The sequence below is a fragment of the Flavobacterium chryseum genome (genome assembly GCF_004362015.1).
Taxonomy (GTDB): Bacteria; Bacteroidota; Bacteroidia; order Flavobacteriales; family Flavobacteriaceae; genus Flavobacterium.
Genome location: NZ_SNWW01000010.1, coordinates 92,193 through 118,711, shown reverse-complemented (window position 1 = coordinate 118,711; position 26,519 = coordinate 92,193). Strand labels below are relative to the sequence as shown.

Below are 26,519 nucleotides of genomic sequence, written 5' to 3'. Positions count from 1 at the left end.
GAAATGACAAAACTACGCGTCTCTAAACCTTTGCACCTCAAAGCCTTTAAAAAACTTAGTACCTCAGAACCTTAGCAACTCAGCACCTCAAAAACCTAATGTTTATAAAGCTTAACACGTCCGCCAAAGGCATAAGTTGCCGCAATAGTTGGACCGTTATATCCCCATTTAAAGAAACCGTTTAGTCGTTCTCTTTCTACATCGACTCTGATGTTTAAGCCTGTATATCCGGCTGTTATGCTAAAGTTTTTATATACATTATACAAGACAGAAAGATTATAACTCAAAAGTCTTCCGTCTACATTATCAACTTTTAAAGCGAAATAATTAGCGTTTACATAAAGTCCCCACTTATCTGCTAATACAAATTCTCCCCAAAGCCCAAGATCGGGAAGTGGAGCAGTAAAGTCAAAATTATCTCTATATTCTGCCTGTGCGGTGTTTCCTTCTAATCTTATACCCACATCGGCAAACATTACATGTGCTCCTATAAGTGCTCCTATTTCATATGTTGGTTTAGATATAAAGGCATATCCATAAACAAGTCGGTAAATTTGATTGTCCATAAAAGCAGAAACTCTTGCATCTACAGGATAAACATGATCACCAAATTCAATTTCTCGTTGAAGTACTTTACTTGCCGTTCTTTTTAGATAAAAATATTCAGTTCCAAGTCGTGATCTTCTTGAAATTCTCCACTCGAATGCAGCTGCAAACGAAACGGTGTTTTTATTAAAACCAAGATCTTTTTCAAAATCAATCAAATTACCGAATTCACCATTGTTGCTTCCTACTTCTACTTCTGTATTATTGGTAGGAAAAAATACTCCTGCGGAAACTTTAAAACGTCTTCCGTGCCACGATAAATCATCGAGTGTCTGATTCTGATAATTAATCGATTCATCTTTTACATTAACTAAACTATCTTTTAAAGTGGCTTCTGCAACAATTTGTGCTTGTGATGCAAACCCTAAAAAGAAAACTATGAGCAAATAGAGTAATTTTTTCATAAGATTTTTTTGATTTTTTAGTGATAAAATTTTAACATTTAAAGTTAACAAAAATTTTCATTCACTTTGTGTTTTCTTTTAATATTTTTTAATGTAATATGTCTGATAGTCAGTTTTATACGTTATTTTATATGCTTTTTTGCCGCAAAAACAGAAATTGAATTTATTATTAATTATATGAAAATACATCTAAAAATATTTTTATTGAAGGAAAAAAACCTTTTAAAAATCGCAGTGTTTGTTTGGCTTTTGAATGAAATTGCCTTTTGAAAACGATTGTCCGCGTGAGGGATAGGAGGAAGCTACCGAAGTAGCCCGGATAGCCCGACAGCATTTAAGAAAAGGCCCAATGAACGCCATCTTAATAAGGGCCTTTTTTTAAATGGTGGCACGCCCAGGTTCTTCTTAAGCTTCTAAGATTCTGAGGTTCTGAGTAAAAAAAAAGCCTCTGTAATTAGAGACTTATGAAGTTTATTGATTTTTTCGAATTAGACGCGGTTGTAATCGGCTTTCCAGTGTACAATTGCTTTTTTAATGGCATCGCCGCTTAGATTGTTTTTGAGTGCATCTTCGATGAGTGGAAGCAATTCTTCATCTGGAGCAAAACGTAAGGCGAAAATTTGATCTTTGCTTAGTTTATATTCAAATTCTTCGAGTCTTTTTCCGGTAAGAGTAAAATAGCGGTAACGAAGTTCTAAGCAAACAATTCTGTTTTGTAAAATAAGGGCATAATGCTGGCGCAGCATAAAAGCAAGACAAAACAAGAACACAAAACCTACACTAATAAACGACCATATTAAATGATCGTCTGTATGAAAGGCAAAGTAAATACTTGCTACTAAAAATATCGTAAGAACAGGATAGTAGACAAAGTGGTGCCAGGGATAAAACCTGATATGGTTTGAATAAGTTTGAACTTTCATGACTTTTTTGCATTAAAGGTAAGGTGTTAAATTAACAAAAGCCACTCTAAAAAAGAGTAGCTTTTGTTTAAAATAAACTAACAACCAATATTTTTATAATCGTATCTATTGTAGGAATTTATAAATAGTGAGTCTTTATAAATTAATAGCGTTTCAATTATCTAAATATCTTAAAACCTATTGTAAAATTATAAACACAGTAATCGAATTCTGTTACATTATAAAATTTAAATTTTATAGAATTCAAACGTCTCTTTTTTGAATTATAGTATTTTCGATTATTCTCCATTCTTCTAATTTCGAGTTATAAGATTTGCTTGCATTTGCCGGGCTTGATGAAGGCAGTGTAATAAGATTATAGGTTTTGTTTAGGTGAACATATTTTTTGAAAAATACTGCGGCTTTTTGACCATTAAAAATTATGGTTTTTATGTTTGAATGTGTTTCTAAAAACGATTCGAAGTCATTGGCTATTTCATTTTTTATGGCGCTGTCTAAACTTCCTACACGATCGCAAAATTGTAAAACGTCCCAAAGTGCAATATTGTTTTTTTGAAGAAGTGCTTTCCTGATTTGGTAATCGTCTGAAAAATCTTCTTTTAAAATGGTAAACATAAACTTCCAGAAATTATTTTGTTTATGACCGTAATACTGGTTTAGTTCTAACGACTTTGTTCCGGGCATTGTGCCTAAAATCAAAATGTTAGCGTTATTGGACGTTATTGGATCAAATGAAAAACTCTTCATAAATATTGAATTAATTTAACGAAATTATTTAATGTTAAAATAATCATTTAGAGATAATTATAAAACATAATACAAAAATTATATAACAACTTCGGCCTGTTATTAAGCGACCTTTGGCTTATCGATTTTTCCTTGAATTCATGACTCTACAACGATTGTTATTTCTGAAAAATCTATATAATAAAGTTAGAATTTAAAATCCACGCAAGATGAAAATAGTTGAGATAAATACAGAGAAAATTAATAATATTTTTGACGAGTTAACTTTAAACGTAGGCGGAAAAGTAACTTTCGATTTAGAAGAATATACTTTAGAAGTCAACAATAATTTTGCCAAAGGATCTATTATTGGTTCTTCTTTCAACGATGATATCTCATACATACAATTTGATATGACTTTTGCTGTTGATGTTAGAATGAATATTACAAATTTGAAAGCTTCTCCCGTGTATTTTGCTTATTGCTCAAAGGGAAATTTATCTCATAGTTTTGGAATTACAGGCGAGGAAAAAAAATTGAAAACTTTTCAAACCGCTATTCTATCATCAAAACAAGATCAGGAACACGTTTTATTTTTTGAAAAAGAAACAAAGACTCAATTTACTTTAATTATTGTTGGAACTCAGGTTACGACTAGTAAAACGAATTCTTTAAATGAAAGCGTAAGAGAAACTTTTTTCGGAGAAAATACTTCGGAAGATTTCTTTTACACAGGTTCTTATAATTTAAGAATTGCCGAAAAAATAGAGCAATTGAACGCGATTACTCAAAACGGAATTGTTCGTAATTTATTGAAAGAAGGTATTTTGAAAATTATCCTTGCAATGGAAATTCAACAACATACAGATGATTTACTTGCTGTTTCTAAAGATTCAAATTGTTTGACTTTACGAGAAATGGAAGAAATTAAAGAACTTTCTGAAGCGATAAAAGCAAATCCTGAAGAAGCATTTACGATTAAATCATTAAGTAAAAGATCTGGTTTATCTCCAAATAAATTACAGGAAGGTTTTAAAATGATTCATAACCGAACTGTAAATGACTACATCACTCATATGAGAGTTTTAAAAGCCGAAATTCTAATTAGAACTTCAGACTTAAATATCTCTGAAATTGTATACTGCATTGGTTTTACAAGCAGAAGCTATTTCTCTAAAATCTTCAAACAAAAATTCAACTGCAGCCCAAAAGAATATAAATTTAATTTGAATCCGTTGGCTATAACAGCTTAAGAGAGGTTCAAAGTTGCAAAAGTTCATAGGCTCAAAGGTTTTCTTAGAGCCAAAGATTTCCGTAGAGACGCACAGCAGTGCGGTCTTTTTTTGTTTATATTTTAGAGTGAGCGGGAATTTATTTTCATAAAAATAGTCGAATTTTAAAAAACTTTGTACCTATGAACCTTTGCTTCTTTGTACCTAAACAAAAAACGTGTATATTTGCATAACTAATTATGTAATTAACTATATTATGGGTTTTTTCGACAAAGTGGGTAAGGTTGCTTTAGGAAGCAGGTTGCGATTGATGACCGCAAGCATAACAGATGATGCGGCTAAGATTTATGAACTTTATGGTGTAGATTTTATGCCAAAATGGTTTCCGGTATTTTATGTTTTGACGGAAGAAAGAGAGATAACGATTACGGAAATTGCGAATGAGATTGGACATTCTCAACCTTCGGTAAGTAAGATTGTGCAGGAAATGATTACGGCGGGATTGGTAGAAGAAAATGAAAAAACCAATGATAAACGTAGAAATATTGTTGTTTTAACAAAACAAGGTTTGCTTTTATCTAAAAAAATAAAACTGCAATGTATTGATGTCGAAGCCGCTGTCGAATCTTTAATAGCTGAATCAAACCATAATTTGTGGGCAGCACTTGAAGAATGGGAGTTTTTACTGGAGCAAAAATCACTTTTTAAAAGAGTAAATGAACAGAAAAAAACAAGAGAAAGTCAGTATGTGCAAATCGTTGAATATGAATATAAATACCAGGATGCGTTTAAAGCACTTAACGTAGAATGGATTTCGACCTACTTTGAAATGGAAGAAGCTGATTATAAAGCTTTAGATCATCCAAAGGAATATATATTAGACAAAGGCGGGAAAATTTTCGTGGCTTTATATCAAAATGAACCTGTTGGTGTTTGCGCCATGATTAAAATGCAGGATGAAAATTATGATTTTGAACTGGCAAAAATGGCAGTTTCTCCCAAAGCGCAAGGAAAAAATATTGGCTGGCTCCTCGGACAAACCATCGTAGAAAATGCCAAAAAACAAGGCGCAAAAAAATTATATCTGGAAAGTAATACCATCTTAAAACCTGCTATTAACTTATATCATAAACTGGGCTTTCAGAAAATTTCCGGTTTAGCAACACCTTATAAGCGTTGTAATATTCAGATGGAGTTACTTGTATAGGTTCAAAGGTTCAGAGTTGCAAAGGCTCAAAGGCAAAAAAAGGAACAGAGGTTAAACCTTTGTCCCTCTGTACTTTGATCCTTTGTATCTACCTATTAAACTTATAATACTCCAAATCCAGATGTTCTTTGCCTTCAATAGAGCATAGAATAGAATTCATGGCTATTACGCTAAAAGTGATTCCGTTTCCTCCAAAGCCCAGGACGTAATGTTCATTTTTGTCCGGGTTTGGTTTTCCGAAATAGGGTAGGCCATCTTTGGTTTCACCAAAAGTTCCTGCCCAGGCGTAATCTGGTTTGAAATGTATTTTCGGGAATTTTCTTTGAAATTTCTTTAAAAGAAAATGTTCCTTTTTAGGTAAAAGTTTATCACGTCTTTTAGTGTCTTTAAATTCTTCATCGCCACCGCCAATTATGATTCGGTTATCGTGGGTGGCTCTAAAATATAAGTATGGCGTTGAGGTATCCCAAAAAATAGCTTTTTTGAAAGCGGTTGGCAATTCAGGAACGTTCTCAGATGCAATTACAAAAGTGCTTTTTAAATCAACGATTTTTTCAGCAACAGTTTCTGTGCTTTCATAACCGCTGCAGCGTATAACATGATCGGCAGTTATGTTGAATTTCTCTTCGGTTTTTGCTACAAGTTTTTCTTTGTGTTTTTCAACTGAAGTTATATTGGTACGGTCAAAAATCTGCATTCCTTTTTTCTCGCAATATTGTATTAAATCCTGTGCCAGTTTATACGGATCTACAACGGCAGCAGTTTTAGATTCTATTGCAGCAAGAGCATTTAAACCCAGTTTTTCTAAGTCCCATTTTTCAAGCCATGTCACATCAAAACCATGTTCTTTACGGCATTTGAATTCAGTTTTTAGAAACGGAAGATCTTTTTTAAGCGAGCAAAAATAGATGCTTTTTTTGAATTCGAACTGACAATCGCTTTTTATATCATCGACAATAGTTCGTAAGTCAAAAATTGCTTTTTTGCCATTATTATAGCTGTCAAGAGCGCATTTTTCGCCTCTTAATTTTATAAGGTCGTGTAATGAAACATCAATTTCATATTGTAATAAAGCGGTGCTGGCAGCGGTGCTTCCGTTGGCGACATCTCTGCGGTCGACCATTATAATTTTTTTTCCTTCGTTTATGAGTTTATAGGCGATTAAAGCTCCGGTGATTCCGCCGCCAATAATTAAAATTTCAGTTTCTACATCTGATTCTAAGGATGGATAACTCTCCATCGCATGTTTTAAGGGCCAGAAGGTTTCTGTTGAGCGTAGCTTCATTTTTTGGTTATGTTTTGGGTACGCAATTTCGTCCTGTTTTTGTCTTTTATTTCGTGTTGTTCGTCTGCTTCAGCGATTGAATGAGAAGTTCTCACGCTTTCTTCTTTTTTAGCAAGTTCGCTCAGTCTGTGATAGTATTTCTGAACAATAATCATTTCCTGTTCTGTCATACTTTCAATATCGACCAGCGTGTTGCTTGAATATTCATTTGAAGCCACCAATTCATTTAATTTTAATTGAATGGCAAGTGAATCTCTATTTTGAGCTTTCTGAATTAAAAAAACCATCAGGAATGTAATAATCGTAGTTCCGGTATTTATAACCAGCTGCCATGTTTCAGAATAATTGAAAATCGGACCGCAAATAGCCCAGACTACAACAATTAAAAAAGCACTGATAAAAGCTGTTGTACTTCCTGCTGCTTTAGAAACATGCGAAGCAAAACTATCAAAAGTGCCCTTTTTTTTATTTATCTTTTTCATTATGATTTTGCTTTTACTTTTCGTTTGCTAACTTTTTCTTCCCGAATTACTTTATTATTTTTTTCGTCATAAATGGCATCAAAAATTTTCTGACCCGTTTTACTGAAAATCTTAATTTTAGGATCATCATGTGTTCCTGTAATGGTAATCGGAAATCCGACTAAACCAAAAGGAGGAAGCCCTAATCGCATTCTTAAATCTAACAATCCATCAAAACTGGTTGTTCCTTTAATGGTAGGTCTAAAGCTGGCTACACTAAACGTAAAAGGCTGAATATGAATTAAATTGTTATCTATATTCGATTTTATTTCAATGCCTTTCAAATCAGGATTATTCAATCCGTCTTGTCCGGTTTGCGAACTAATTCCGTCAAAAAGTTTAAGGCCTTTTACTTTTACATCACGTAAATTCAAAATTCCTTCACCTTCAAGAGATTCATAAATTGGTCCCATGTTTCCGTTTAAGTCTCCTTTTATTGTGTAATCAATTCCAATAATTCCTTCTGCTTTTTCAGCCGCGGTGACCATATCATGAAACATCGGAATTTCTTTGTAAGCTTTTTGTACGCTGAAATCTTTGGCCGTAAAATGCGCATCAAAATGGGCAGATGTTGGCGATTCATCTTTATAAGAAGCATCAACTCCAACAATACAATCTATAATATTAAAAGTGGTGTTTTTTAAATAAAAACCTTCTTTCGTAACACTCACTTTTCCTGCGAGTTTATTCAAAACAAGTCCGTTATATTCAACTTTATCGACATTTGTTGTAAGTCCAACATTTAGATTTCTCGGAACAATGACAACGCCGCTCATCTTTGGATGATCTTCTTTGGCGTATTCAACATCAATATTTCGATCTGTATTTTCGCCTTTTTTCAGCGCCATAAATTCGTCAACATTTATCAGTTTCGATTTCATGTTGAATTCACCGCTTAAAGTTCCGTGCGATTCTAAAAAGTAATTGATGGTATTAAGCAGATATCCGTTAATCGCAAAATCAGACTTTCCGTAAAAAGCATCAAATTTTTCAAACCACATTTTCTCATTCTGAAAACGGAAATTCCCTTGTTTGATATAAAATGCTTTCGGAAAAAGTTCAGAAGTTGCTTTTATATTTTTAAGAATAATTGTTCCGCGATTGTCCAGTTTACTATATTGTCCCGTTGTGGCATAACTTTGTTTTCCTTTTAACGAAAGATCAGCTTTGGCATAACCGGTAATGTCAACTCCTTTTTGAGAAAACACTTTATAAATACGCCCCACATTCAGTTCTCCTTTTATTTTAGCATTATAAGCCAAATCACTAAAGTCTGAAAGCGTTGCATTTACATACATCGGATTTCCTTCAAACACAAATGATGCGGGCGCAACTGCCACAATCAAATCCTCAAATGTTCCGGCTTTGTTTAACACATTTGCTACTAAAGTTATATCAGTAATGGGATTAGGATAAGAATCTGTTTTTAGCCAGCCATTTCGCAGAGAAATTCCGCCGATGGTTTTAGGAAATAATTTTTTTGAAGTACTAAAAACACCTCTTGCCTGAATATTGGTTTTCAGAATTCCTTTTAATTCCATGGTGTTTAAACCAATTGCAGCATCTACTGTAGCAAGATCCAAAGCACCTTTTACACTCGCATTTACAGTCATTTCATTAAAGCCTTTGCTGTGTAAATAAGCCGTGAAATAATCTTTTTCGCCTACTTTAAATTTTAAGGTATTTAAGTTTATCAGTAATTTTTGAACATCTAATGATGGCAAAATCGCATTCAGATCCATCTGAAAATCCGTCAATGGGGCAGGGGCATTTTGATAATTTATCGCGCCTTCATTAATTTTAAGATTAAAAGCTAAATCCGGTTTTTGATTTTTGGCAACATTATAATCTCCTTTAAATGTAAAAAGTAAATCACTTTTACCTGAAATTTCGGTTTCTTCCATCCAGGTTAAATATTCCGGTGGCATTACAGAAAACAAATCTTTTAAGGTTGAATTTTTTGAAGCGGCTTTGATATTAATTTTATAACCGTCTCTTAAAATGGTAAATAACCCGGTGAATTCTAAAGGCAATTTATTTATTCGCAATTCATTTTTTTGAAGAATAAACGAAAGCGCATGTGTATTGATTCGGGTAATTAAATCAGCACGTAATTCTTTTTTTCTAAGATAAGCAGTTCTGTTGTAGTAAAAATCGATGTTGTCAATTTTAGCATCGGTGTTTAAATCGAAAATATCTTCGCTTAAATTTCCTTTTCCAACATAATTAAAGCCTTTTGCATCGATCAGAACTTTGGCAGAACGATCGTTGTATTTTACGTGACAATCCTCAAGATCAATACGTTCTAACCGAATTGCTGTTCCTTCTTCCGGCTCTTTGTTTTTGTCTTCTTTGTCATCCGGAGCTTTATAAATATTGTAATTGGCTTGCCCTTTTTGGTTTACCATTATATTTATTAAAGCTTTAGAAACATATAATTTATTGATTTTGACTTCGTTGTCGAAAATTAATCTTTTTAAATTGATACCAAATGCAACTTGCTCTGCTTTAAGCAAAGTATCATTGCTAAAAGGTGCTGATCCTGTAAGCGACAAATCATCCAGCGAAACTGTCAGCGACGGAAAATGTGTAAAAAAAGAAAGCCTCGACTTCGAGAACTCCATTTTTGTATCTAATTTTTCGTTTGCAATTTTCTTTACTTCTGAAGCCACTTTTCCGGGAAAAAGTAGCGGAATGAGAAAAAGCAATAGCAAAATTGTTGCTATTGCTATTCCTAAAACCTTGAGCGTTTTTAAGGCAATATTTTTATATGAAAAACTCATCGGCGTACATTTAAATTACTTTTTTGCTTTTTCGGCTTCGGCTTTTTTGGCGTCTTCTTCTTTTTGTTTTTCAGCTTTTTCTTTATCTTCCTGGGCTTTTTCCTCTTTAGCTTTTTCGGCTTTTTTCTGTTCCTCTTCTTTTTTCTCTTTTATCTCTTCCTGCTTTTTTTCTTTCTGTTTTTCTTTCTTTTTATAGTAACCTCTTAGCAAAAAGTTGCTTTTTGCAGCTTCCATATTTTGGCTAAACCCTTTTGTACCGGATTCTAAATTAGAAAGTGTGTTCGAAACGCTGTTCGCCATTTTATCATCGCGCACTAATCGTGCTAAAGCTCCGTTTCCGTTATTCATACTGTGGCTAAAAATGGCAAGTTCATCGGTAATAACGGCAGCATTATCAACACTTTTCTTAACGCTTTTCATTAAATCCTGCATTTCAATTCCGTTAATCGAAGCAATTGCACCGTTATTTTCAACTACTTTAGTAGATTTAACTCCCGGAGAAATTGTTAAAACTTTATCGCCCATTAATCCGTCAGAACCAATGCTGGCACGGGCATCTGTTTTAATAAATTCACGTACGTCATCTTTTATAACCATCGACACCACAACAGAAGAATCGTTTATTAATCTGATTTCTTCGACTGTTCCGATATTAATTCCTGAAAAACGAACATTATTTCCCACTTCTAAACCGCTAACCGTTTTAAATTGTGATGTAATATGAAATGTTGATCCAAATAGGTTTTTTTGTTTTCCAATAAAATAAATTGCCACTATAAAAAGCAACAATCCTACTGTTACAAACATTCCCAATTTCCAAGTATATCCAGATTGCTTATCCATGATTTCTATTTTTATTTTTTAAGTTTATTCAAAAAAAGAGCGTACCCATTCGTCATCGCTTTGTTCTAATTCTTCGTAAGTTCCTTCAGCATGTATTACACCGTCTTTTAGCACCATAATGCGGTCTGCAGTAAGTTTGGCACAAGCCATATCGTGTGTAATAATGATTGATGTTGTTTTTCGTTTGTGTTTTATATCTAATATCAGTTCACTGATTTCTCTTGATGTTATAGTATCTAAACCGGTTGTTGGCTCATCGTATAAAATAATTTCAGGCTTAAGAATTAAAGTTCTGGCCAGACCAATTCTTTTTTGCATTCCGCCTGATAATTCAGATGGCATTTTATTTATCGCATCACTTAAACCAACATTGTCAAGTGCTTCTACAACTTCAGCTTCAACTTCTTCCGGAGTTAAATCGCTTTTGTGTTTTTTTAATGTAAAAGCTAAATTTTCACGAACTGACATTGAATCGTATAAGGCACCACTTTGAAACAGAAAACCAATTCTTACTCTGATTTCATTGAGGTCTTTTTTATTAAGATTCAGTACGTTTTCATCGAATACTTTTATTTCTCCTTTATCAGGTTCAATTAAACCCACAATACATTTTATAGTTACTGATTTTCCAGAACCGGAACGCCCTAAAATCACTAAGTCTTCACCTTGATTTACAGTAAGATTAACTCCTTTTAAAATCGTGTTATTTTTGCCAAAAGTTTTGTGCAAATTTTTAATCTCGATTATGGGAGTTTTACTTTTTGCTTTTGGTTCTTTCTCTATATTTTTTTCTTCCTTAATCATCTTTAAAAAAATAAGTCGGTTATTTGAACAGCTACCATATCAATTATAAAAATGGCTAAAGATGCCGTTACAACAGCAGAGTTTGCGGCTTTTCCAACACTTTCAGTTCCGTTAGAAGCATTAAAACCTTTATAACATCCAATCATTCCAATAAAAAAGCCAAAGAAAAAGGTCTTAATTGTGGCTGGAAAAAGATCAAGAAATGATAAGGATTGAAGAATTTGTGTCAGAAAACGGTAAAAATTTACATCACCGTGAATATTAATACCAATATATCCGCCTATAATGCCCACTGCATCAGCAAAAAACACTAATAGCGGAACCATTAATGTACAGGCTAAAATGCGGGTTACAACCAAATAATTGTATGGGTTAATTGCCGAAACTTCCATGGCGTCAATTTGTTCTGTTACTTTCATCGAACCTAATTCGGCACCAATTCCTGAAGATATTTTTCCTGCACAAATTAAAGCTGTTATTACAGGAGCAATTTCACGAATCAGTGATAGTGCGACCATTCCCGGTAACCAGGATTCGGCTCCAAATTTCACCAAAGTTGGTCTCGATTGAAGTGTAAGTACTAAGCCCATAATAAAACCTGTAATAGCAACAAGGGGCAATGATTTATATCCTATAATATAGCATTGCTTCACAAATTGCTTAGCCTCGTAAGGAGGTACAAAAACTTCCTTAAAAAACTGCTTTGCAAACAGTGTTGCATTACCTATCTCTTCGAATGTATTTTTTAAAGTAAGAATCAAAATACTACTGTTTTAGTTGAGTTTAAATTTTTGAAAATCAATATTTTAACATATTTAATTTTCCTTCGATATTTTTAAATAAAATTACCTTATTAGTTAACAAAAATTCTTACACAACTTTTTTGGATGTTTATATAATTTACATAATAGCACAATAATTATATTAAGTTGACGTTACTTCAAATCTTCATAAAAATAAAAAAATCCCTTTTAGACAAAGGGATTTTAGGGTAAGTAGAAAATTTAGTTTTTTGGAATATATAAATTTAGTTAAAATTTTATTGGTTAATAGCAACGCCGGTTTTAGCTTTCATAAGCGGAATTACTTTACTTTCTGACAGCTTTAGGTTTTCCATTATCAATCTTGCAGTTAAATAACAAACTGTAGATTCTGATCCTTGATTTAGGTTTACATTATCTTTTTCTAAACCATCATATCCACCTCCGCTAATTGGGTTGTACATAATTTGGTTTAAGTGATTTTTACCTAAAAACCAGTTGAATGCAATTTTCATTTTTTGTTTGTATTCAGGATTTTTAAACGCATTGTAAAATGAGTTCAAAGTCTGAATCATGTACGAAACATCAATTGGCTGTTCTCCGTATTCTTGTGGTTCTGAACCTTTATGGTACCAACCGTTGTTTGAAATAACTTTAAAGTTATCGCCTTTATAAGTTTTCGAAATCAAGAAATCAAGTGATTCTAAAGCTACTTTTTTGTAAATAGGTTTATTGGTTACAAGATACGCATACAACATTGATTCCGGTAAAATTCCGTTACCATAAGTCATTGAGTTTTCGAACCATTTCCAGTCTTTAGTAGAGTAAATTTCATAACCGGATAATAATTTCGCGTTCAGTTTATTGATAATTGCTGCTACATATAAATTAGGAACAGCATTATGATACAAATACAAACCTTTTGTTGCAAAACCAATAGAACGAGGCGATTGAATGCTTTCGGCCCATTTTAGAGAGTTTAATAAACACTTAGAAGCTTTTTTGGTAATTGAGTCCGGTAAAATGTTTCCGATAGAAACTACAGTTCCTAAAGCCCAGATTCCGCGTGCATTAGAATCTTCTAAGTTTACTTCTGCATTTTGCTCGATATGTTCACGATTGTTTTTATCAACATAGTTCATGAAATTACCTTTTGGTTTCTGGCAACGTTCGATGAAGTCAAGATAAATTAAAATGTATGGAAGATCATCTTTATCTTCTGTTAGTTTATAATGCATACACATTGCTACCAACGCTCTTGCATTATCATCTAATGTATATCCTGATTCGATATCAGGAATAGAAATTTTGCTGAATTGGATAATTCCAACATCAGTAGTCATTTTTTTAACGTGTGCTAACTGAATTGACGGATAGCTGAATTTAACATCAGACGATTTATCCATTAATTTTTTATACGTATTCATGTGTGCAATACCTACATTTTCCCAAGAAGATGCTCTGGTTTTTCTAAAAGCACTTTTACCCATTTCTTCTCTTAAATTTTCATCATTAAGAAGTTTAATGGCAGCTTCAGCAAACTGATTTTCATCTCCAATATCAACTAAAATTCCAGAATCTGCTGTTAGAACTTCTTTTGTATGCGGGATTTTTGAGGCAACAATCGGACAAGCGCAGCTCATAGCATAAGAAAAAGTTCCGCTTACCGCCTGATTTGGATCTTTTGAAGTAAACATATAAATGTCAGTAGCCTGTAAATATTCTAAAAGTTCGTTTGTTTCAAGATATTGGTTTATAAAACGAACATTATTGTGTAATTCTAATTCATCAACAATTGCTTCTAATTTTTCACGATAAGTATCTACACCATCAATAATTAAATTTGGATGTGTTCTTCCAATAATTAAATAAAGCGCGTTTGGTGTATTTTCAACAATTTTGCTTAAAGCTCTTAAACCTGTTTCGATATTTTTTCCTTCACCTAAAAGTCCAAAAGTAGAAAGAACGGTTCTGTCTTCAATTCCGAATTTTGCTTTAGCAGTTTCCGGAGCTTCGTAAACAACAACGTGAGTTCCGTGAGTTATAGTTGTAATAAATTCTTTTGGAATTTCGTAATCGTTAATTAATATCTCTTCAGATCTGTGTGTCATAACAAATACAGAATTGCTGTAGCTTAAAAGCAATTTTACAAATGTTCTTAATTCGTTATTTGGGCCAGGAAGCACTGTATGAAATGTAAACGTTACCGGTTTTTTGATAACATTTAAAAAATCTAATAAATGATCACCGTAGTTTCCTGAAAACAAACCAAATTCATGTTGAATATGAACTAATTTGATATTTTCATCAGCATTCATTTCTTCGGCAACACGAGTATAGTCTTCTCTGTTTTTTGTGTTTAAAGTAAAGGCCTGTGTTGGATTTGCTTTTGGTTTGTCAACCAATTCACAAATCTCACATGTAACTGATTTACCAAATACATCAGTAATTCCTTTTATTGTATCCTGCGTATAAGTAGCTATTCCACATTGAGTTGGTGGAAAAGTTGATAAGAAAACGATTTTCGATTTGTTAGATAGTGCTTTCATGGGGATTATTTTTATTCGTTTAATATGTCGTTTATATTTTAACAAGTCTATAAATAAAGAAATACATTAAGTTGTGTTTTACATCAGAAAATTACCCCTTTATTTATTTTTTGATAAAATTAAAGTTTAGATGAGCCTACGATTAATCCAATCCACTAAAAAATTAACTCAAAAGCTTATTTATGGAAATCCTATAAGTCTAAAATGGTAATTTTGAAACTATTAGCAAGTTTTAGAATTTATTGTGTTTGATATTTTTTTGCGATAAAAAAAAAACGGATAGAGTTAAGGCAAGCAGTTTTTTAAAATGAAATTTGATCTAACAAACAGACCTAATAAGTCATTTATAAACCCTAAAAAATAATCATATGTTACGTTGGACAGTCATTTTTATTATTCTAGCTATAGTAGCGGGAATATTTGGTTTTGGTGGAATCGCTGCCGGAGCTGCTAGTATTGCAAAAGTTTTATTCTTCATATTTATTGTATTATTTATACTTTCATTAATAAGCGGAAGAAGAAAAGTTTAGCAATAAGTTTTAATCATACAAAAAAAGCGACACCTCATTTACTGGTGTCGCTTTTTTTTGTTTCAGGTTTTTAAGCTTCAGGTTTCGCCTTTTGCTATGTTTATTTAAAATGAAAATTTCATAGCTAATTCCTCAATGCTTTATAGATATTGGTCAATTGAAAGATATGCCTTTTGGTATGAATTACAGCAAAGCTCACAAGTTCATAGATCGTCAGGTTTCCAAAACCGGGCATTTCAAATTCCATACAAGTCAGTCCTAAATCGTAATTTTCTGTTATGTATACCAGTTCTTTTTCTATTTTTTGAATAGAAGAAAGAAGCAGTTCCTTGTCATAATCTTTTATTTCAGGATAAATAAATTCCGGCGAATTCATCTTTGAACTGAAGTCTAAAAATATTTGTTTCAATGCGGGAACTTTTTCTTCTGGATTTACAGCTAATTTTTGGGTGTTATTGTCACAAATTTGTTTTAAGCCTGAAGTTGATTTAATAATATGACGCGCTACTTGCCCGGAAGTCCAGCTTCCTTCAAACGGAATTGCGTTAATTTCACCTTGCGTAAAAAGAGAAAGCGTTTGATACAATTGCTCGAATGTACTTGTGATTTCTATTTTAAGTTCCTCTTTCATAACTATTAAGATTAAATTGTTTCTTGTTTATTTACAGAAGTAATCCACCAGACATTGCCAAAAGGATCTGTTACACCGCAGGTTCTGCCGTAATCCTGATCGCTTAATCCCATCAATATTTCGGCACCTTCTTCAATGGCTTTATGAAAGGTTTCATCAGCATTTGGAACATATACAAACAAATTTGCTGTTTCTTTATTCCAGTCTTTCGTTACGTCGGTTACCATAATAGTACTTCCGTTTAAAGTAACTTCAGCATACTGAACCGTTCCGTCTTCCCGCAAAAGTGGAGCTTGCAATGTAATAGCATTAAAAACGGTTTTTGTAAAATCTATAAATTTTAATGCATCGTTTACAATTAAATAAGGCATTACTGTCTGATGATTTTTTGGAATGTTCATTTTTAATTGATTTGATGATTGAAACAATTCAAATTTACAATTTTATATTAAAACTATGATAATTAAACACTTATCGCTTTTGGTGATTTACAAAAGCACTTCGCAATGGTATCCGTACGAATTTAATAATTCGATTATGGTATGATTTGAAATTGATAAAGCGTGAATCCGCAAAATTTTGTCGCAATCTTCCAGGTCAAAATTGATGATGCTGTTTGGGAAATGTTCAAGAAGTTTCCCCACAATCATAGCAGACTGCTCCATTTCCTGAACATTTGTTTTAAAAACCTCGATCATCTTTTTATCAATTTACAAAGCGATGTTTTTGTAACGCTCTATTTTGTGGTGATATATATATGAAATTATTAGAATCCCTAAAACGATTAAGGGAAAAAAGCCTTGAAAATCAATTCCGTCTACCGCGAAGTGACTTATAGAAGCAAATATAAAATCGAATGCAAAACCTGCATAAGCCCACTCTTTAACACGATTTGGAACTTGTGGAATCACTAAAGCCAAAACCCCCAAAATCTTGAAAACGACCAAAGCATTCCCGAAATACTCCGGATATCCGAGATGTCTGATTCCTTCTTTTGCTAATTCACTTTGAGAAGTGAGCGCCGGCATAACGCCTTCAAATAAAAAAATAAGAATAGTTGTAATCCAAAAAATCATTTTTGCTTTTTTCATTGGTTATATTTAAATAGTTATTAGTGAATGTATTACAAATGTAACAATCTTATTTTTTTGAAAGAATACGTATTTATGACTATTTTAGGGTCATTTAAGACAAGATGTTGATTTTAGATTTTTACGTTTGTCATCCTGAGCGAAGTTGAAGGACACAGAAGTAACTCGCCAAAGATTGACGATGCTCTTTGCGGGACTTCGACTTCGCTCAGTCTGACATAAAATGAGCGTAAAACCTGCGTGGAATAAAAAACTTTGCGCCTTAGCGCCTTCGCGGCAAAAACAAAAAAAAACGCTGCAAAACCGAAGTCTCGCAGCGAATCTCAAATAAATAATTAAATAAACGGGTATTATCTCCAACCGCCGCCCAATGCACGATATAACTCGGTATTAGCAGAAAGTTGTTCTCTTTTTATGTTTGCCAGTTCTAACTCGCTTTGCAATAAATTTGTTTGTGCGGTTAAAACTTCCAGGTATTCCGCCATTCCGTTTTTGAATAACAAATTCGAATTTTTAATGGCTTGCTGCAATGTTTTTACTCTTTCTTTAAGAAAAAATTCTTGTTGTTGTAATTTCTCCACTTTTACCAAAGCATCAGAAACTTCGCTAACAGCTATTAAAACCGATTGTCTGAAATTTAAAACTGCTTTTTCTCTTTCGGCTACAGCAATATTATATTGCGTTCTTACTCTTTTACTGTTTAGTAAAGGCTGTGTTAAACCTCCTGCAACAGTTCCGAATAATGAAGCCGGAATATTGAACCAACTGCTTGTTTCAAAAGAATTTACTCCGCCCTGAGCGGTAATTTTAAGTGAAGGATATAAATCTGCTTTTGTGATTCCAACATTTGCGTTCGCCACTTTTAGAGCCAATTCAGCACTTTTTACATCAGGTCTTCTGCTTACTAATGAAGATGGAATTCCGATTGCAGTATTGTTTTTTACTTCAATTGAACTTAATTTAATACTTCTTTGTTTTGAATTCGGAAAAGATCCTGTCAAAACACTCAAGGCATTTTCCTGAATTGCAATGTTTTGTTCTAATAAAGGAACCAATTGAGCTGAACTTAATCTTTGTGCTTCAGATTGTTGAATTCCTAACGAAGTAACTTGTCCGGCATCAAATTTCAATTTGATTATGTTGGTTGTACTGTCGTTTAATTGTACGTTTTTCTTAGCGATATCCAATTGTGCGTCTAACATCAAAAGATTGTAATATCCTTTAGAAACGTTCGCAACAATATTAGTCTGCAATGCTTTTTTTACTTCTTCAGATTGAAGGTAACCTGCATAAGCACCTTTTTTCTGATTACGGATTTTACCCCAGATATCAGCTTCCCACGAAAGTGAAGCTCCGGCAGAATAATCGTCAATATGTTTTTGACCTAAAGCCTGATTCAGGTTCATTCCTGTAAAACTATTGTCAGACGGATTGCTTGTACTGGCATTCACAAATAAATTAACCTGAGGCACATTTCCCCATTTTGATTGTGTGAATCTGTATTGCGCAATTTCGATATTTTTGGCAGCGATTTGTAAATCGTTATTTCTGGCTACCGCGCTATCTATTAATTGAATAATATCTTGTTCTGTAAAGAAATTTTTCCACTCCAAATCAGCAATACTGGTTGTATCGGTTGAAGTTGATGCATTCCTGAAATTTTCAGGAAATGCATCTTTTGGAGTTTCAATATCCTTCGAAACTTTACAGGATATTACTGTGACGATCAAAATAGCGATCATCACAATTTTGGTTATATACTTTTTCATTTTATAAGTTGTCATTAAATTTCAGTACAAGTAGTATCTTTTTTTCTGCTGTCCAGATCTTTAGAAATCTTGTAGGATATGTATGCGATGCCCGTTATAATGGTCACCAGTATTGTCGTTATATAATTTTCCATTTTTATTTTTCTCCGTTATGAATTACGGCTACTGGTTTTCCAGAAACCTTTTCTTGTAAATGTTGGAATACGATGAATAAAACCGGGATGATTAACAACCCTAGAATTACTCCTGATATCATACCTCCGGCGGCACCAATACTAATCGAGTGGTTACCTTGTGCTGACGGTCCGGTTGCGCTCATCATCGGGATTAACCCCACAACAAAAGCAAGAGACGTCATGATAATTGGTCGCAAACGTAATTTTGCTGCGTCTATAGATGCGCTAACCAATGCCTGACCCGATTTTCGTTTTTGAACGGCAAACTCGACAATCAAAATGGCATTTTTGGCGAGCAGTCCAATAAGCATTACCAGTGCAACTTGTACATAAATGTTATTTTCGATTCCTGTTAAACCAATGGCTACGAAAACTCCAAATATACCTGCAGGAATTGATAGAATTACTGCTAAAGGCAGGATGTAACTCTCATACTGTGCGGCAAGTAAGAAATAGACGAATATCAAACACAGTAAGAAAATTGTTGCCGACTGACCTCCTGAAGAAATTTCTTCACGGGTTTGTCCAGAAAATTCAAATCCGTAGCCCGCAGGTAATTGTTGTGCTGCTACTTCTTCAATTGCTTTAATGGCATCTCCTGAACTAAATCCAGGTTTCGGAATTGCATTTATACCAATTGAGTTAAATAAATTATATCTAGATGCTGTTTCAGAACCATAAATACGGCTTAGTTTTACTAAAGTATTTATAGGAACCATTTCGCCATTTTTGTTTTTCACAAAAACTCTGTCAATTGCTGATGGATCTGCTCTGTCGGCAATATCAGCCTGAACAACAACTCTGTAATATTTTCCAAATCTATTGAAATCTGATGCCTGTGCACTACCAAAATAAGCCTGCATAGTTTGCAGAATATCTTTGACTTTTACGCCTAACTGATCTGCTTTTGCATCATTAATATCCAATTGCAATTGAGGATAATCGGCCTTAAAACTTGTAAAAGCAACTGCTATTTCCGGACGTTTCATCAATTCTCCAATAAAGTTTTGAGAAATTCCACTAAACTTATCCAGTTTACCACCGGTTTTATCTTGTAGTACTAAATCTAAAGCTTCAACGTTACTGAATCCAGGAACGGTTGGAAAACTAAATACGAAGAAACTTCCTCCTGAAATCGCGCCCAATTTGCCACGAACTTCATTCATGATTTCATCGATATTTTTTACATCACCACGTTCTTCGTTTGGTTTAAGCAATACGAAAACAACTGCTGAAGATGGACTTGTAGAATTCGTTAACAAGTTGAAACCTGAAATCGCTGTTACAAATCGGGATGAATTTAAACCTCTCAAAGTATTTTCTGCCTGAGTCATTACTTTTTGAGTTCCGTCAAGAGATGTTCCGGAAGGAGTGTTTACCGCAATTGCAATAAATCCTTGATCTTCTGTCGGGATAAATCCTGATGGAGTTGTTTTCACCATAACAACCGTAGCGAAAGTAATTAAAGCCAATCCGCCTAAAGAAACCCATTTGTTACGAATTAAGAATTTTAATCCGCCAACATAACGGTTCGTTAAAGAGTCAAAACTTTTGTTGAATCCGTTAAAGAATTTCTCTTTAAATCCTTTTTTCACGTAAGGAGCATCTCCTTCTTGGTGTGCGCCGTGATTATCTTTTAAGAATAAAGCGGCTAGGGCAGGGCTTAAAGTTAAAGCGTTAACAGCTGAAATTACAATTGCAATTGCCATCGTAAATGCAAACTGACGATAGAAAACTCCCGTTGAGCCTTCCATAAAACCGACCGGCAGGAATACAGCAGCCATTACCAGCGTAATCGAGATAATAGCACCCGTAATTTCGTGCATTGCTTCATGTGTTGCTACTTTTGGAGACAAATGTTTATGCTCCATTTTCGCATGCACGGCTTCGACCACCACAATTGCATCATCCACCACAATACCAATCGCCAGAATTAAAGCGAAAAGCGTTAAAAGGTTGATCGAAAATCCAAATAATTGCATGAAGAAGAACGTTCCTAAAATTGCTACAGGTACAGCAATGGCCGGAATTAATGTTGATCTAAAATCTTGCAAGAAGATAAATACCACAATAAATACCAAGATAAAAGCTTCTAATAAAGTATGTTTTACCTGATCGATTGACTGATCTAAAGATACTTTTGTACTATAGAAAATATTGTGTTTGATACCAGGAGGAAAATCTTTAGATGCTTTAACCATCAATTTATTTATCGCAACCTGAATATCATTTGAGTTCGAACCTGCTAATTGAATAACTCCAATTACGATTCCTTTTTTACCATTTAAACGTGTTAAACTGTTGTAAGAATAAGCACCAAGCTCAACTCTTGCCACATCTCTTAAGCGAAGGACAGAACCATCAGCATTAGAACGAATAGCAATATTTTGATAATCTTCTGGTTTGGTTAGTTTTCCTTTGTATTTAATTACATATTCAAAAACTTCCTTACTTCTTTCTCCAAATTTACCCGGAGCAGCTTCTAAACTTTTGTCCTGAATGGCTGCCATAACTTCATTAGGCGTTACCTGGTAAGTCGACATTTGAGTTGGGTTTAACCAAACTCTCATCGAGTAATCTTTTACACCACCAAAAATACTGGCGGCACCAACTCCGGGAATACGTTTAATCTCCGGAATAATATTAATCTGTGCATAATTGGCAACAAAAGTCTGATCGTATCTCGATTCATCTTCCGTATACATACCAATCGCCATGATAAAACTGTTTTGTTGTTTCGCAGTCGTTACACCTTGTTGCACAACCTCTGAAGGCAACTGGCTTGTAGCTTGTGCCACTCTGTTTTGCACGTTTACTGCAGCCTGATCTGCATCAGTTCCTAATTTAAAGAAAACTGTAATTGCTAAAGTTCCGTCATTACTTGCTGTTGAACTCATGTAAGTCATGTTTTCAACACCATTTATAGACTCTTCAAGAGAAGGCGCAACAGAACGTAAAACCGTTTCTGCGTTCGCTCCCGGATAAACTGCTGTTACCAAAACCGATGGCGGTGCAATATCAGGAAACTGTTGTAAAGGTAATTTCGTAAGACCAAGTATACCTAATATCACCAATAGAATGGAAATAACGGTTGCTAGTACGGGTCTTTGTATAAATATTTTGAACATTTTCGTAAAAATTATTTTTTGTTAGTTATTTCGGCAACTTTTGTAGTTGATTTTTCAGGCTGAATTACTTGTCCTTCCTGAAGTTTATCAACACCGCTTAATACGATTTGATCACCAGATTTTACACCATCTTTAATAAGATAGTTTGTTCCGCTTTTTCCAATAACCGTGATTGGCATTTTGTTAACCTTGTTGTCTTTTCCTAAAGTGAAAACAAAGATTTTATCCTGCATTTCTATTGTAGCCGATTGTGGAACTAAAATCGCATCGTCATGTTTAATTCCTAATCTGATTCTTCCTGTGTTTCCAGAACGTAATGTTCCGTTTTTATTTGGGAAAGTAGCTCTAAGCGTAATTGCACCGGTAGTTTTATCAAACTGACCATCTACCATATCAATTTTTCCGGTTTGAGGATAAGCATTGTTATCAGCCAATATTAAAGAAACCGGAGGTAAGTGTCTGATTTTATCACCCAATGAATTTCCTGCGTATTGTGATTTAAAGTTGATGAAATCCGTTTCTCCTAAAGAGAAATAAGCAAAAACTTCATGAACGTCTGAAAGTGTAGTTAAAGGTTCAACATCAGATGCAGAAACTAAACTTCCTTGTTTTTTAGGCAATCTTCCGATGTAACCACTTACTGGGGCTGTCACATTTGTATATCCTAAATTAATTCTTGCAGATGCTACCATTGCTTTAGCTTGTTCAATATTTGCAGCAGCAATTTTTTGAGAAGCCTTAGCTGTTTTTAACTGATAATCAGAAACTACTTTGTTTTGTACTAAAGGAGTTAATTTATCAACTTCTAACTGAGCGTTGATTAAGGCGGCTTCATAAGCATGAAGACTAGCCAAAGCATTGTTTAACTGCTCACGGTAAGGTCTTTCATTTATTTTAAATAAAGATTGTCCTTTTGATACATAAGCGCCTTCGTCTACCAAAACGCGATCTAGGTTTCCGCTTACTTGCGGACGAATTTCAACGTCAACAGTTCCTTGTATAGAGGCAGGGTATTCGTTATCAGTAGTAGTGTTTTCACTTGAAATAGCTGCCACAGGTAAAACCGGAGGCGGTGGTGGAGCCGGAGCTTGTGATTTATCGGCACAACTAGCAAGTACTAGTGCCAGGATAAAGCTGGTTATAATTACATTTTTCATTTTTCTATTGGTTTTAATTTGTTGGAAATTCTCTTTGTTTAACATTCTCTCTTTTATAGTATTGGTGGTATTCATTTTTAATTCTATTAAATTATCTAACGTTGTTAAGTAAATTGGTGCAAAATTCTATATAATTATGGCTTCCAATTAAGTATTTATAATCGGTATTAAATTATTTATCACTGTTAAGTAAAATAGTAAAAAAAGGCTCTATGTTACTTTATTAAATATTTTATGCTGGTAAGTAATATGCAAAAGTACTTTTATATTACTCTATTAAATCATTTATCACTGTTAAGTAAATATGAAATTTTTTTTATTGTATTGATTTTATGATACCACCAATCGCATCTTTTAAGATTTGATTGTTTATAGTTTCCATAACTTCACTTCTATTGATGATATTAATAGCGATCAGACCATGAATAACAGAAAAGAAAGTAAAATATTTTTGTTTAATTACATCAGCGCTAGGATTGCTCTTTTTCATAATCTCAGCAATTACAGAAGTAAATAATTTATAAGGTGCTTCTGCAGCAGTGCATTGTTGCGAACAACAGTTCATTTGCACACCAAACATAACCTGATACATTTCAGTATCTGTAAAGGCAAAATCCCAATATGCCATCCACATCGCTTCTAATTGATCTTCCGGTTTTTCAAATTTACCTCTGGCTTCCTGAAGCTCTTTAGATAATTTAAGAAAACCTTTACCGGTTAGTTCATTTAAAATAGCATCCTTATTAGAAAAATATTCGTAGATAATAGGAGCAGTGTATTCAATCTTGTCAGCAATCTTTCTCATACTCAGACCTTGCCATCCTTCTTCTTTGACGATAGCATAAGCAGCCTCAAGAATGTTACTTCTTGTCTCTTCTTTTTGTCTTAAAATACGATCTTTACTAGCCATTTTTGATAAGTATTAAATTGTTTAACACTGTTAGGCAAATGTATGGCGGTTTTTCTAATTATACTATAATTTAATTATAATATTTTCTTATTGTTGTATAGACAAATGTCAAAAAGTATTGGAAGTCCTTTATTTACTGAGTTTTTTAAAATATTTATTTTTTTAGAAGCAGATTATTTTAGTATTTTAAAACCATTTCTCCCGCTGTTCACTATATCTTTTATGGCAAACCCCGCCATAAAAGGATGCCGTTTCCATCGGGGCTAGGCAAGAAAATATGTTTTTCATAATTTTCTCATCTCATTTTAGTGTTAGCTTTTTTATCGTGTGGGATATTTTTCAGGATTTTGAAAAGTGTGGAAAACTGCATTTATAAAAACAGTTTTTGATACTTCATCAACAATGAAAAAAGCAATGTATGGAAACTTTTTAAAAGGTAAAAAGCGATAATTATTGTCGTGAAATTGATAGAAAGGGTTTTTCTGTAAAGTTTTATAGAGCTTTTTATAATCATTAAGAAAGTCAAGAGCTACTTTCTTATTCACTTTTAAAATATAATATTCAACAGCTTCTTCAATATTTCTTAATGCTATAGGAGAAACAATAATCTTATAATTCATGCTTCTTTTTTAAATCAGTATAAAGTGATGCAGCATCTGTGTATAAATCTTTATTTAATTTAACTTGACTATCCAGAATTTCTTGTTGTTCAGCAGACAATTCATAAGATTTTACATTAGCTATTTCAAATTTTATCTTTAGTGCATTCATAAAAGCTTTTACAGCTTCTATTTGAGAAGCATCTTCTGTATACGCTGTGATGTTAATTGCTTGCATGATTAAAAGTTTACTAAAGTTGATAAACAAAGTTAAGACAAAACTCTAATTTTCATGTTAATCAATAGAATTTATTTTATGTAATCATTTTTATGAATGTCAATTTTTCGTAACATTACAATAAAAAATGAAAACACTAACTATAATTGCTATGTTGTTTTTGCAGCAACTTGCATTTTCTCAGGAAACTAAAAAAGAAACCCCAGCCGAAATCAAATACACAATCGAAAATTGTGTCAATCATTTTGAGCTAGAAAAAGCCACAAAAACCAAAGTAGGCTATCAATATTGGTTTGCAGATAAAAACTTTACTCAGGAAAACACACTTAAAATGAGCATCGTCGAACAGGGAAAATCTACCCACGCGCCACATCATCATGTTGAAGAAGAATTTTTCTACATTCTGGAAGGTACTGCCCAGTTCTATCTTGACGGAAAAACCGCCGTTGCCGGATCAAATACCAGTTTCTATTGCCCGTCAAATATGGAACACGGAATTAGTAATGTTGGTGATACTACTTTGAAGTATTTGGTAATTAAGAAAGATTTGAAGTAACAGTAAGATTATTAATTTCTATTTAACATAGTTTGAAGATTAAAAAAAACGCTTCTCAATATTTTTCAAGCAACTTTAATTTAAATTTTATTATTTAACATATTAAATTTAAAATGACGAAATTAAAAGTATAGAAAGTAATATTTTTACGAAACAAACAGTAAAATAAAAACAATGCAAATAGGAATAATCGGATTGGGAAAAATGGGATTTAATCTCGCATTAAATTTAAAACGAAATAATTATCAGGTGGTGGCACAGGACTTCAACACTGAATTTGTCTCAAAAATTGGTAATGAAGGAATCGAAACCGCCTTTTCTGTTGAAGAATTATGCAAAAAATTACACGATCGAAAAGTAATCTGGTTAATGGTTCCGGCGGGAGAAATAGTAGATGCCGTGATTACTTCATTACTGCCTTATTTGTCCAAAAACGATATTATTATTGATGGAGGAAACTCTAATTATAAAGACTCGAAACGTCGTTATGCACTTCTCAAAGAGCAGGGAATTAATTTTTTAGACTGTGGAACTTCAGGAGGAACGTCCGGAGCTTTAAACGGTGCCTGCACTATGATAGGCGGAGATGCTGATGTATTCGATTATGTCGCCGCAGTTTTTAAGGATATTTCTGTTGAAAACGGATTTCTATATACCGGAGAAGCCGGAAGTGGTCATTTTACTAAAATGGTACACAACGGTATTGAATATGGTATGATGCAGTCTATTGCAGAAGGTTTTGAAGTTTTTGAGCATTCAGAATATGATGTCGATTTTCAAAAAACCGCCAAACTATTCAACCACGGTTCTGTGGTACGAAGCTGGTTGATGGAACTTACAGAAAATGCTTTTTCAAAAGATGCGAAACTAGACAGAATAAAAGGTATTATGCATTCTTCAGGTGAAGGAAAATGGACATTAGAAACCGCTTTAGATTTAGGTGTTCCTACTCCGGTAATTGCACTTTCTATAATGATGCGTTATCGTTCTCAAATGTCAGATACATTTTCAGGAAAAGTGGTGGCGGCACTTCGAAACGAGTTTGGAGGGCATGCCGTAGAAAAAAATGAATAACAGGATCTTTCGCCAG

25 protein-coding genes are annotated in these 26,519 nt (G+C 33.5%); 5 read left to right on the top strand and 20 right to left on the bottom strand.

Features of this window, described 5'->3' with window-relative positions:
* Window positions 1–95 precede the first annotated feature (95 nt).
* From EV143_RS17975 to EV143_RS17965, 3 genes are all read right to left on the bottom strand, one after another.
* Window positions 96–1,010, bottom strand: coding sequence for a hypothetical protein (locus EV143_RS17975; protein ID WP_133509328.1), 915 nt, complete (start codon window positions 1,008–1,010; stop codon window positions 96–98).
* A gap of 488 nt (window positions 1,011–1,498) precedes the next feature.
* Window positions 1,499–1,933, bottom strand: a complete 435-nt coding sequence (locus EV143_RS17970; protein WP_133509327.1) for a DUF6526 family protein — start codon at window positions 1,931–1,933, stop codon at window positions 1,499–1,501.
* Window positions 1,934–2,176: 243 nt separating this feature from the next.
* Window positions 2,177–2,680: a DNA-deoxyinosine glycosylase gene (locus EV143_RS17965; protein WP_133509326.1), complete on the bottom strand. Its 504-nt coding sequence runs from the start codon at window positions 2,678–2,680 to the stop codon at window positions 2,177–2,179.
* A gap of 209 nt (window positions 2,681–2,889) precedes the next feature.
* Between EV143_RS17965 and EV143_RS17960 the strand changes: the two genes are divergently transcribed.
* Together EV143_RS17960 and EV143_RS17955 are read left to right on the top strand one after the other, a co-directional pair.
* On the top strand, window positions 2,890–3,912 hold the full coding sequence (locus EV143_RS17960) for a helix-turn-helix domain-containing protein (RefSeq protein ID WP_133509325.1): 1,023 nt from the start codon (window positions 2,890–2,892) through the stop codon (window positions 3,910–3,912).
* Between the two features lie 235 nt (window positions 3,913–4,147).
* On the top strand, window positions 4,148–5,098 hold the full coding sequence (locus EV143_RS17955) for a bifunctional helix-turn-helix transcriptional regulator/GNAT family N-acetyltransferase (protein ID WP_133509324.1): 951 nt from the start codon (window positions 4,148–4,150) through the stop codon (window positions 5,096–5,098).
* An 88-nt stretch (window positions 5,099–5,186) separates the two neighbouring features.
* On the opposite strand, the gene EV143_RS17950 is transcribed toward EV143_RS17955, so the two are convergent.
* From EV143_RS17950 to EV143_RS17920, 7 genes are all read right to left on the bottom strand, one after another.
* Complete coding sequence (locus tag EV143_RS17950; RefSeq protein ID WP_133509323.1) at window positions 5,187–6,383, bottom strand: NAD(P)/FAD-dependent oxidoreductase; 1,197 nt, start codon at window positions 6,381–6,383, stop codon at window positions 5,187–5,189.
* Entirely contained in the window at window positions 6,380–6,865 is a 486-nt protein-coding gene (locus EV143_RS17945) for a low affinity iron permease family protein (RefSeq protein WP_133509322.1), read from the bottom strand. The genes EV143_RS17950 and EV143_RS17945 overlap by 4 nt, the downstream gene beginning before the upstream one ends.
* A complete protein-coding gene (locus EV143_RS17940; RefSeq protein WP_133509321.1) occupies window positions 6,865–9,687 on the bottom strand; it encodes an AsmA family protein in 2,823 nt (940 codons plus the stop codon). The genes EV143_RS17945 and EV143_RS17940 overlap by 1 nt, the downstream gene beginning before the upstream one ends.
* A 15-nt stretch (window positions 9,688–9,702) precedes the next feature.
* Window positions 9,703–10,530 carry an MlaD family protein gene (locus tag EV143_RS17935; protein ID WP_133509320.1) on the bottom strand — a complete coding sequence of 276 codons (828 nt, stop codon included), beginning with the start codon at window positions 10,528–10,530 and terminating at the stop codon, window positions 9,703–9,705.
* Window positions 10,531–10,554: 24 nt separating this feature from the next.
* Window positions 10,555–11,334, bottom strand: coding sequence for an ABC transporter ATP-binding protein (locus EV143_RS17930; RefSeq protein ID WP_133509319.1), 780 nt, complete (start codon window positions 11,332–11,334; stop codon window positions 10,555–10,557).
* Window positions 11,335–11,336: 2 nt separating this feature from the next.
* Window positions 11,337–12,095: an MlaE family ABC transporter permease gene (locus tag EV143_RS17925; protein WP_133509318.1), complete on the bottom strand. Its 759-nt coding sequence runs from the start codon at window positions 12,093–12,095 to the stop codon at window positions 11,337–11,339.
* 278 nt (window positions 12,096–12,373) lie between these two features.
* On the bottom strand, window positions 12,374–14,644 hold the full coding sequence (locus EV143_RS17920) for a glycosyltransferase (RefSeq protein ID WP_133509317.1): 2,271 nt from the start codon (window positions 14,642–14,644) through the stop codon (window positions 12,374–12,376).
* Between the two features lie 368 nt (window positions 14,645–15,012).
* On the opposite strand from EV143_RS17920, the gene EV143_RS17915 reads away from it, so the two are divergent.
* The gene (locus EV143_RS17915; protein WP_042565425.1) at window positions 15,013–15,174 is read left to right on the top strand and encodes a DUF1328 domain-containing protein; all 162 of its coding nucleotides are present in this window, start codon (window positions 15,013–15,015) and stop codon (window positions 15,172–15,174) included.
* 124 nt (window positions 15,175–15,298) lie between these two features.
* Here the strand turns inward: EV143_RS17915 and EV143_RS17910 are convergent, their stop codons facing one another.
* The 10 genes from EV143_RS17910 to EV143_RS17865 form a co-directional block, all read right to left on the bottom strand.
* Window positions 15,299–15,805, bottom strand: a complete 507-nt coding sequence (locus tag EV143_RS17910; RefSeq protein WP_133509316.1) for a DinB family protein — start codon at window positions 15,803–15,805, stop codon at window positions 15,299–15,301.
* An 11-nt stretch (window positions 15,806–15,816) separates the two neighbouring features.
* A complete protein-coding gene (locus tag EV143_RS17905; protein WP_133509315.1) occupies window positions 15,817–16,206 on the bottom strand; it encodes a VOC family protein in 390 nt (129 codons plus the stop codon).
* A gap of 87 nt (window positions 16,207–16,293) precedes the next feature.
* Complete coding sequence (locus EV143_RS17900; RefSeq protein WP_133509314.1) at window positions 16,294–16,503, bottom strand: hypothetical protein; 210 nt, start codon at window positions 16,501–16,503, stop codon at window positions 16,294–16,296.
* Window positions 16,504–16,515: 12 nt separating this feature from the next.
* On the bottom strand, window positions 16,516–16,896 hold the full coding sequence (locus EV143_RS17895; protein WP_133509313.1) for a DoxX family protein: 381 nt from the start codon (window positions 16,894–16,896) through the stop codon (window positions 16,516–16,518).
* A 350-nt stretch (window positions 16,897–17,246) separates the two neighbouring features.
* The gene (locus EV143_RS17890) at window positions 17,247–18,665 is read right to left on the bottom strand and encodes a TolC family protein (RefSeq protein WP_133509312.1); all 1,419 of its coding nucleotides are present in this window, start codon (window positions 18,663–18,665) and stop codon (window positions 17,247–17,249) included.
* A gap of 136 nt (window positions 18,666–18,801) precedes the next feature.
* Window positions 18,802–21,969: an efflux RND transporter permease subunit gene (locus EV143_RS17885; protein ID WP_133509311.1), complete on the bottom strand. Its 3,168-nt coding sequence runs from the start codon at window positions 21,967–21,969 to the stop codon at window positions 18,802–18,804.
* Window positions 21,970–21,980: 11 nt separating this feature from the next.
* A complete protein-coding gene (locus EV143_RS17880; RefSeq protein ID WP_243739902.1) occupies window positions 21,981–23,201 on the bottom strand; it encodes an efflux RND transporter periplasmic adaptor subunit in 1,221 nt (406 codons plus the stop codon).
* A gap of 241 nt (window positions 23,202–23,442) precedes the next feature.
* Window positions 23,443–24,036, bottom strand: coding sequence for a TetR/AcrR family transcriptional regulator (locus tag EV143_RS17875; protein ID WP_133509310.1), 594 nt, complete (start codon window positions 24,034–24,036; stop codon window positions 23,443–23,445).
* A 320-nt stretch (window positions 24,037–24,356) separates the two neighbouring features.
* Window positions 24,357–24,656 carry a type II toxin-antitoxin system RelE/ParE family toxin gene (locus tag EV143_RS17870; protein WP_133509309.1) on the bottom strand — a complete coding sequence of 100 codons (300 nt, stop codon included), beginning with the start codon at window positions 24,654–24,656 and terminating at the stop codon, window positions 24,357–24,359.
* Window positions 24,646–24,873 carry a hypothetical protein gene (locus EV143_RS17865; protein WP_133509308.1) on the bottom strand — a complete coding sequence of 76 codons (228 nt, stop codon included), beginning with the start codon at window positions 24,871–24,873 and terminating at the stop codon, window positions 24,646–24,648. The genes EV143_RS17870 and EV143_RS17865 overlap by 11 nt, the downstream gene beginning before the upstream one ends.
* A 127-nt stretch (window positions 24,874–25,000) precedes the next feature.
* On the opposite strand from EV143_RS17865, the gene EV143_RS17860 reads away from it, so the two are divergent.
* On the top strand, window positions 25,001–25,429 hold the full coding sequence (locus EV143_RS17860; protein ID WP_133509307.1) for a cupin domain-containing protein: 429 nt from the start codon (window positions 25,001–25,003) through the stop codon (window positions 25,427–25,429).
* Window positions 25,430–25,603: 174 nt separating this feature from the next.
* On the top strand, window positions 25,604–26,503 hold the full coding sequence (gnd, locus tag EV143_RS17855) for a phosphogluconate dehydrogenase (NAD(+)-dependent, decarboxylating) (protein WP_133509306.1): 900 nt from the start codon (window positions 25,604–25,606) through the stop codon (window positions 26,501–26,503).
* Window positions 26,504–26,519: the final 16 nt, after the last annotated feature.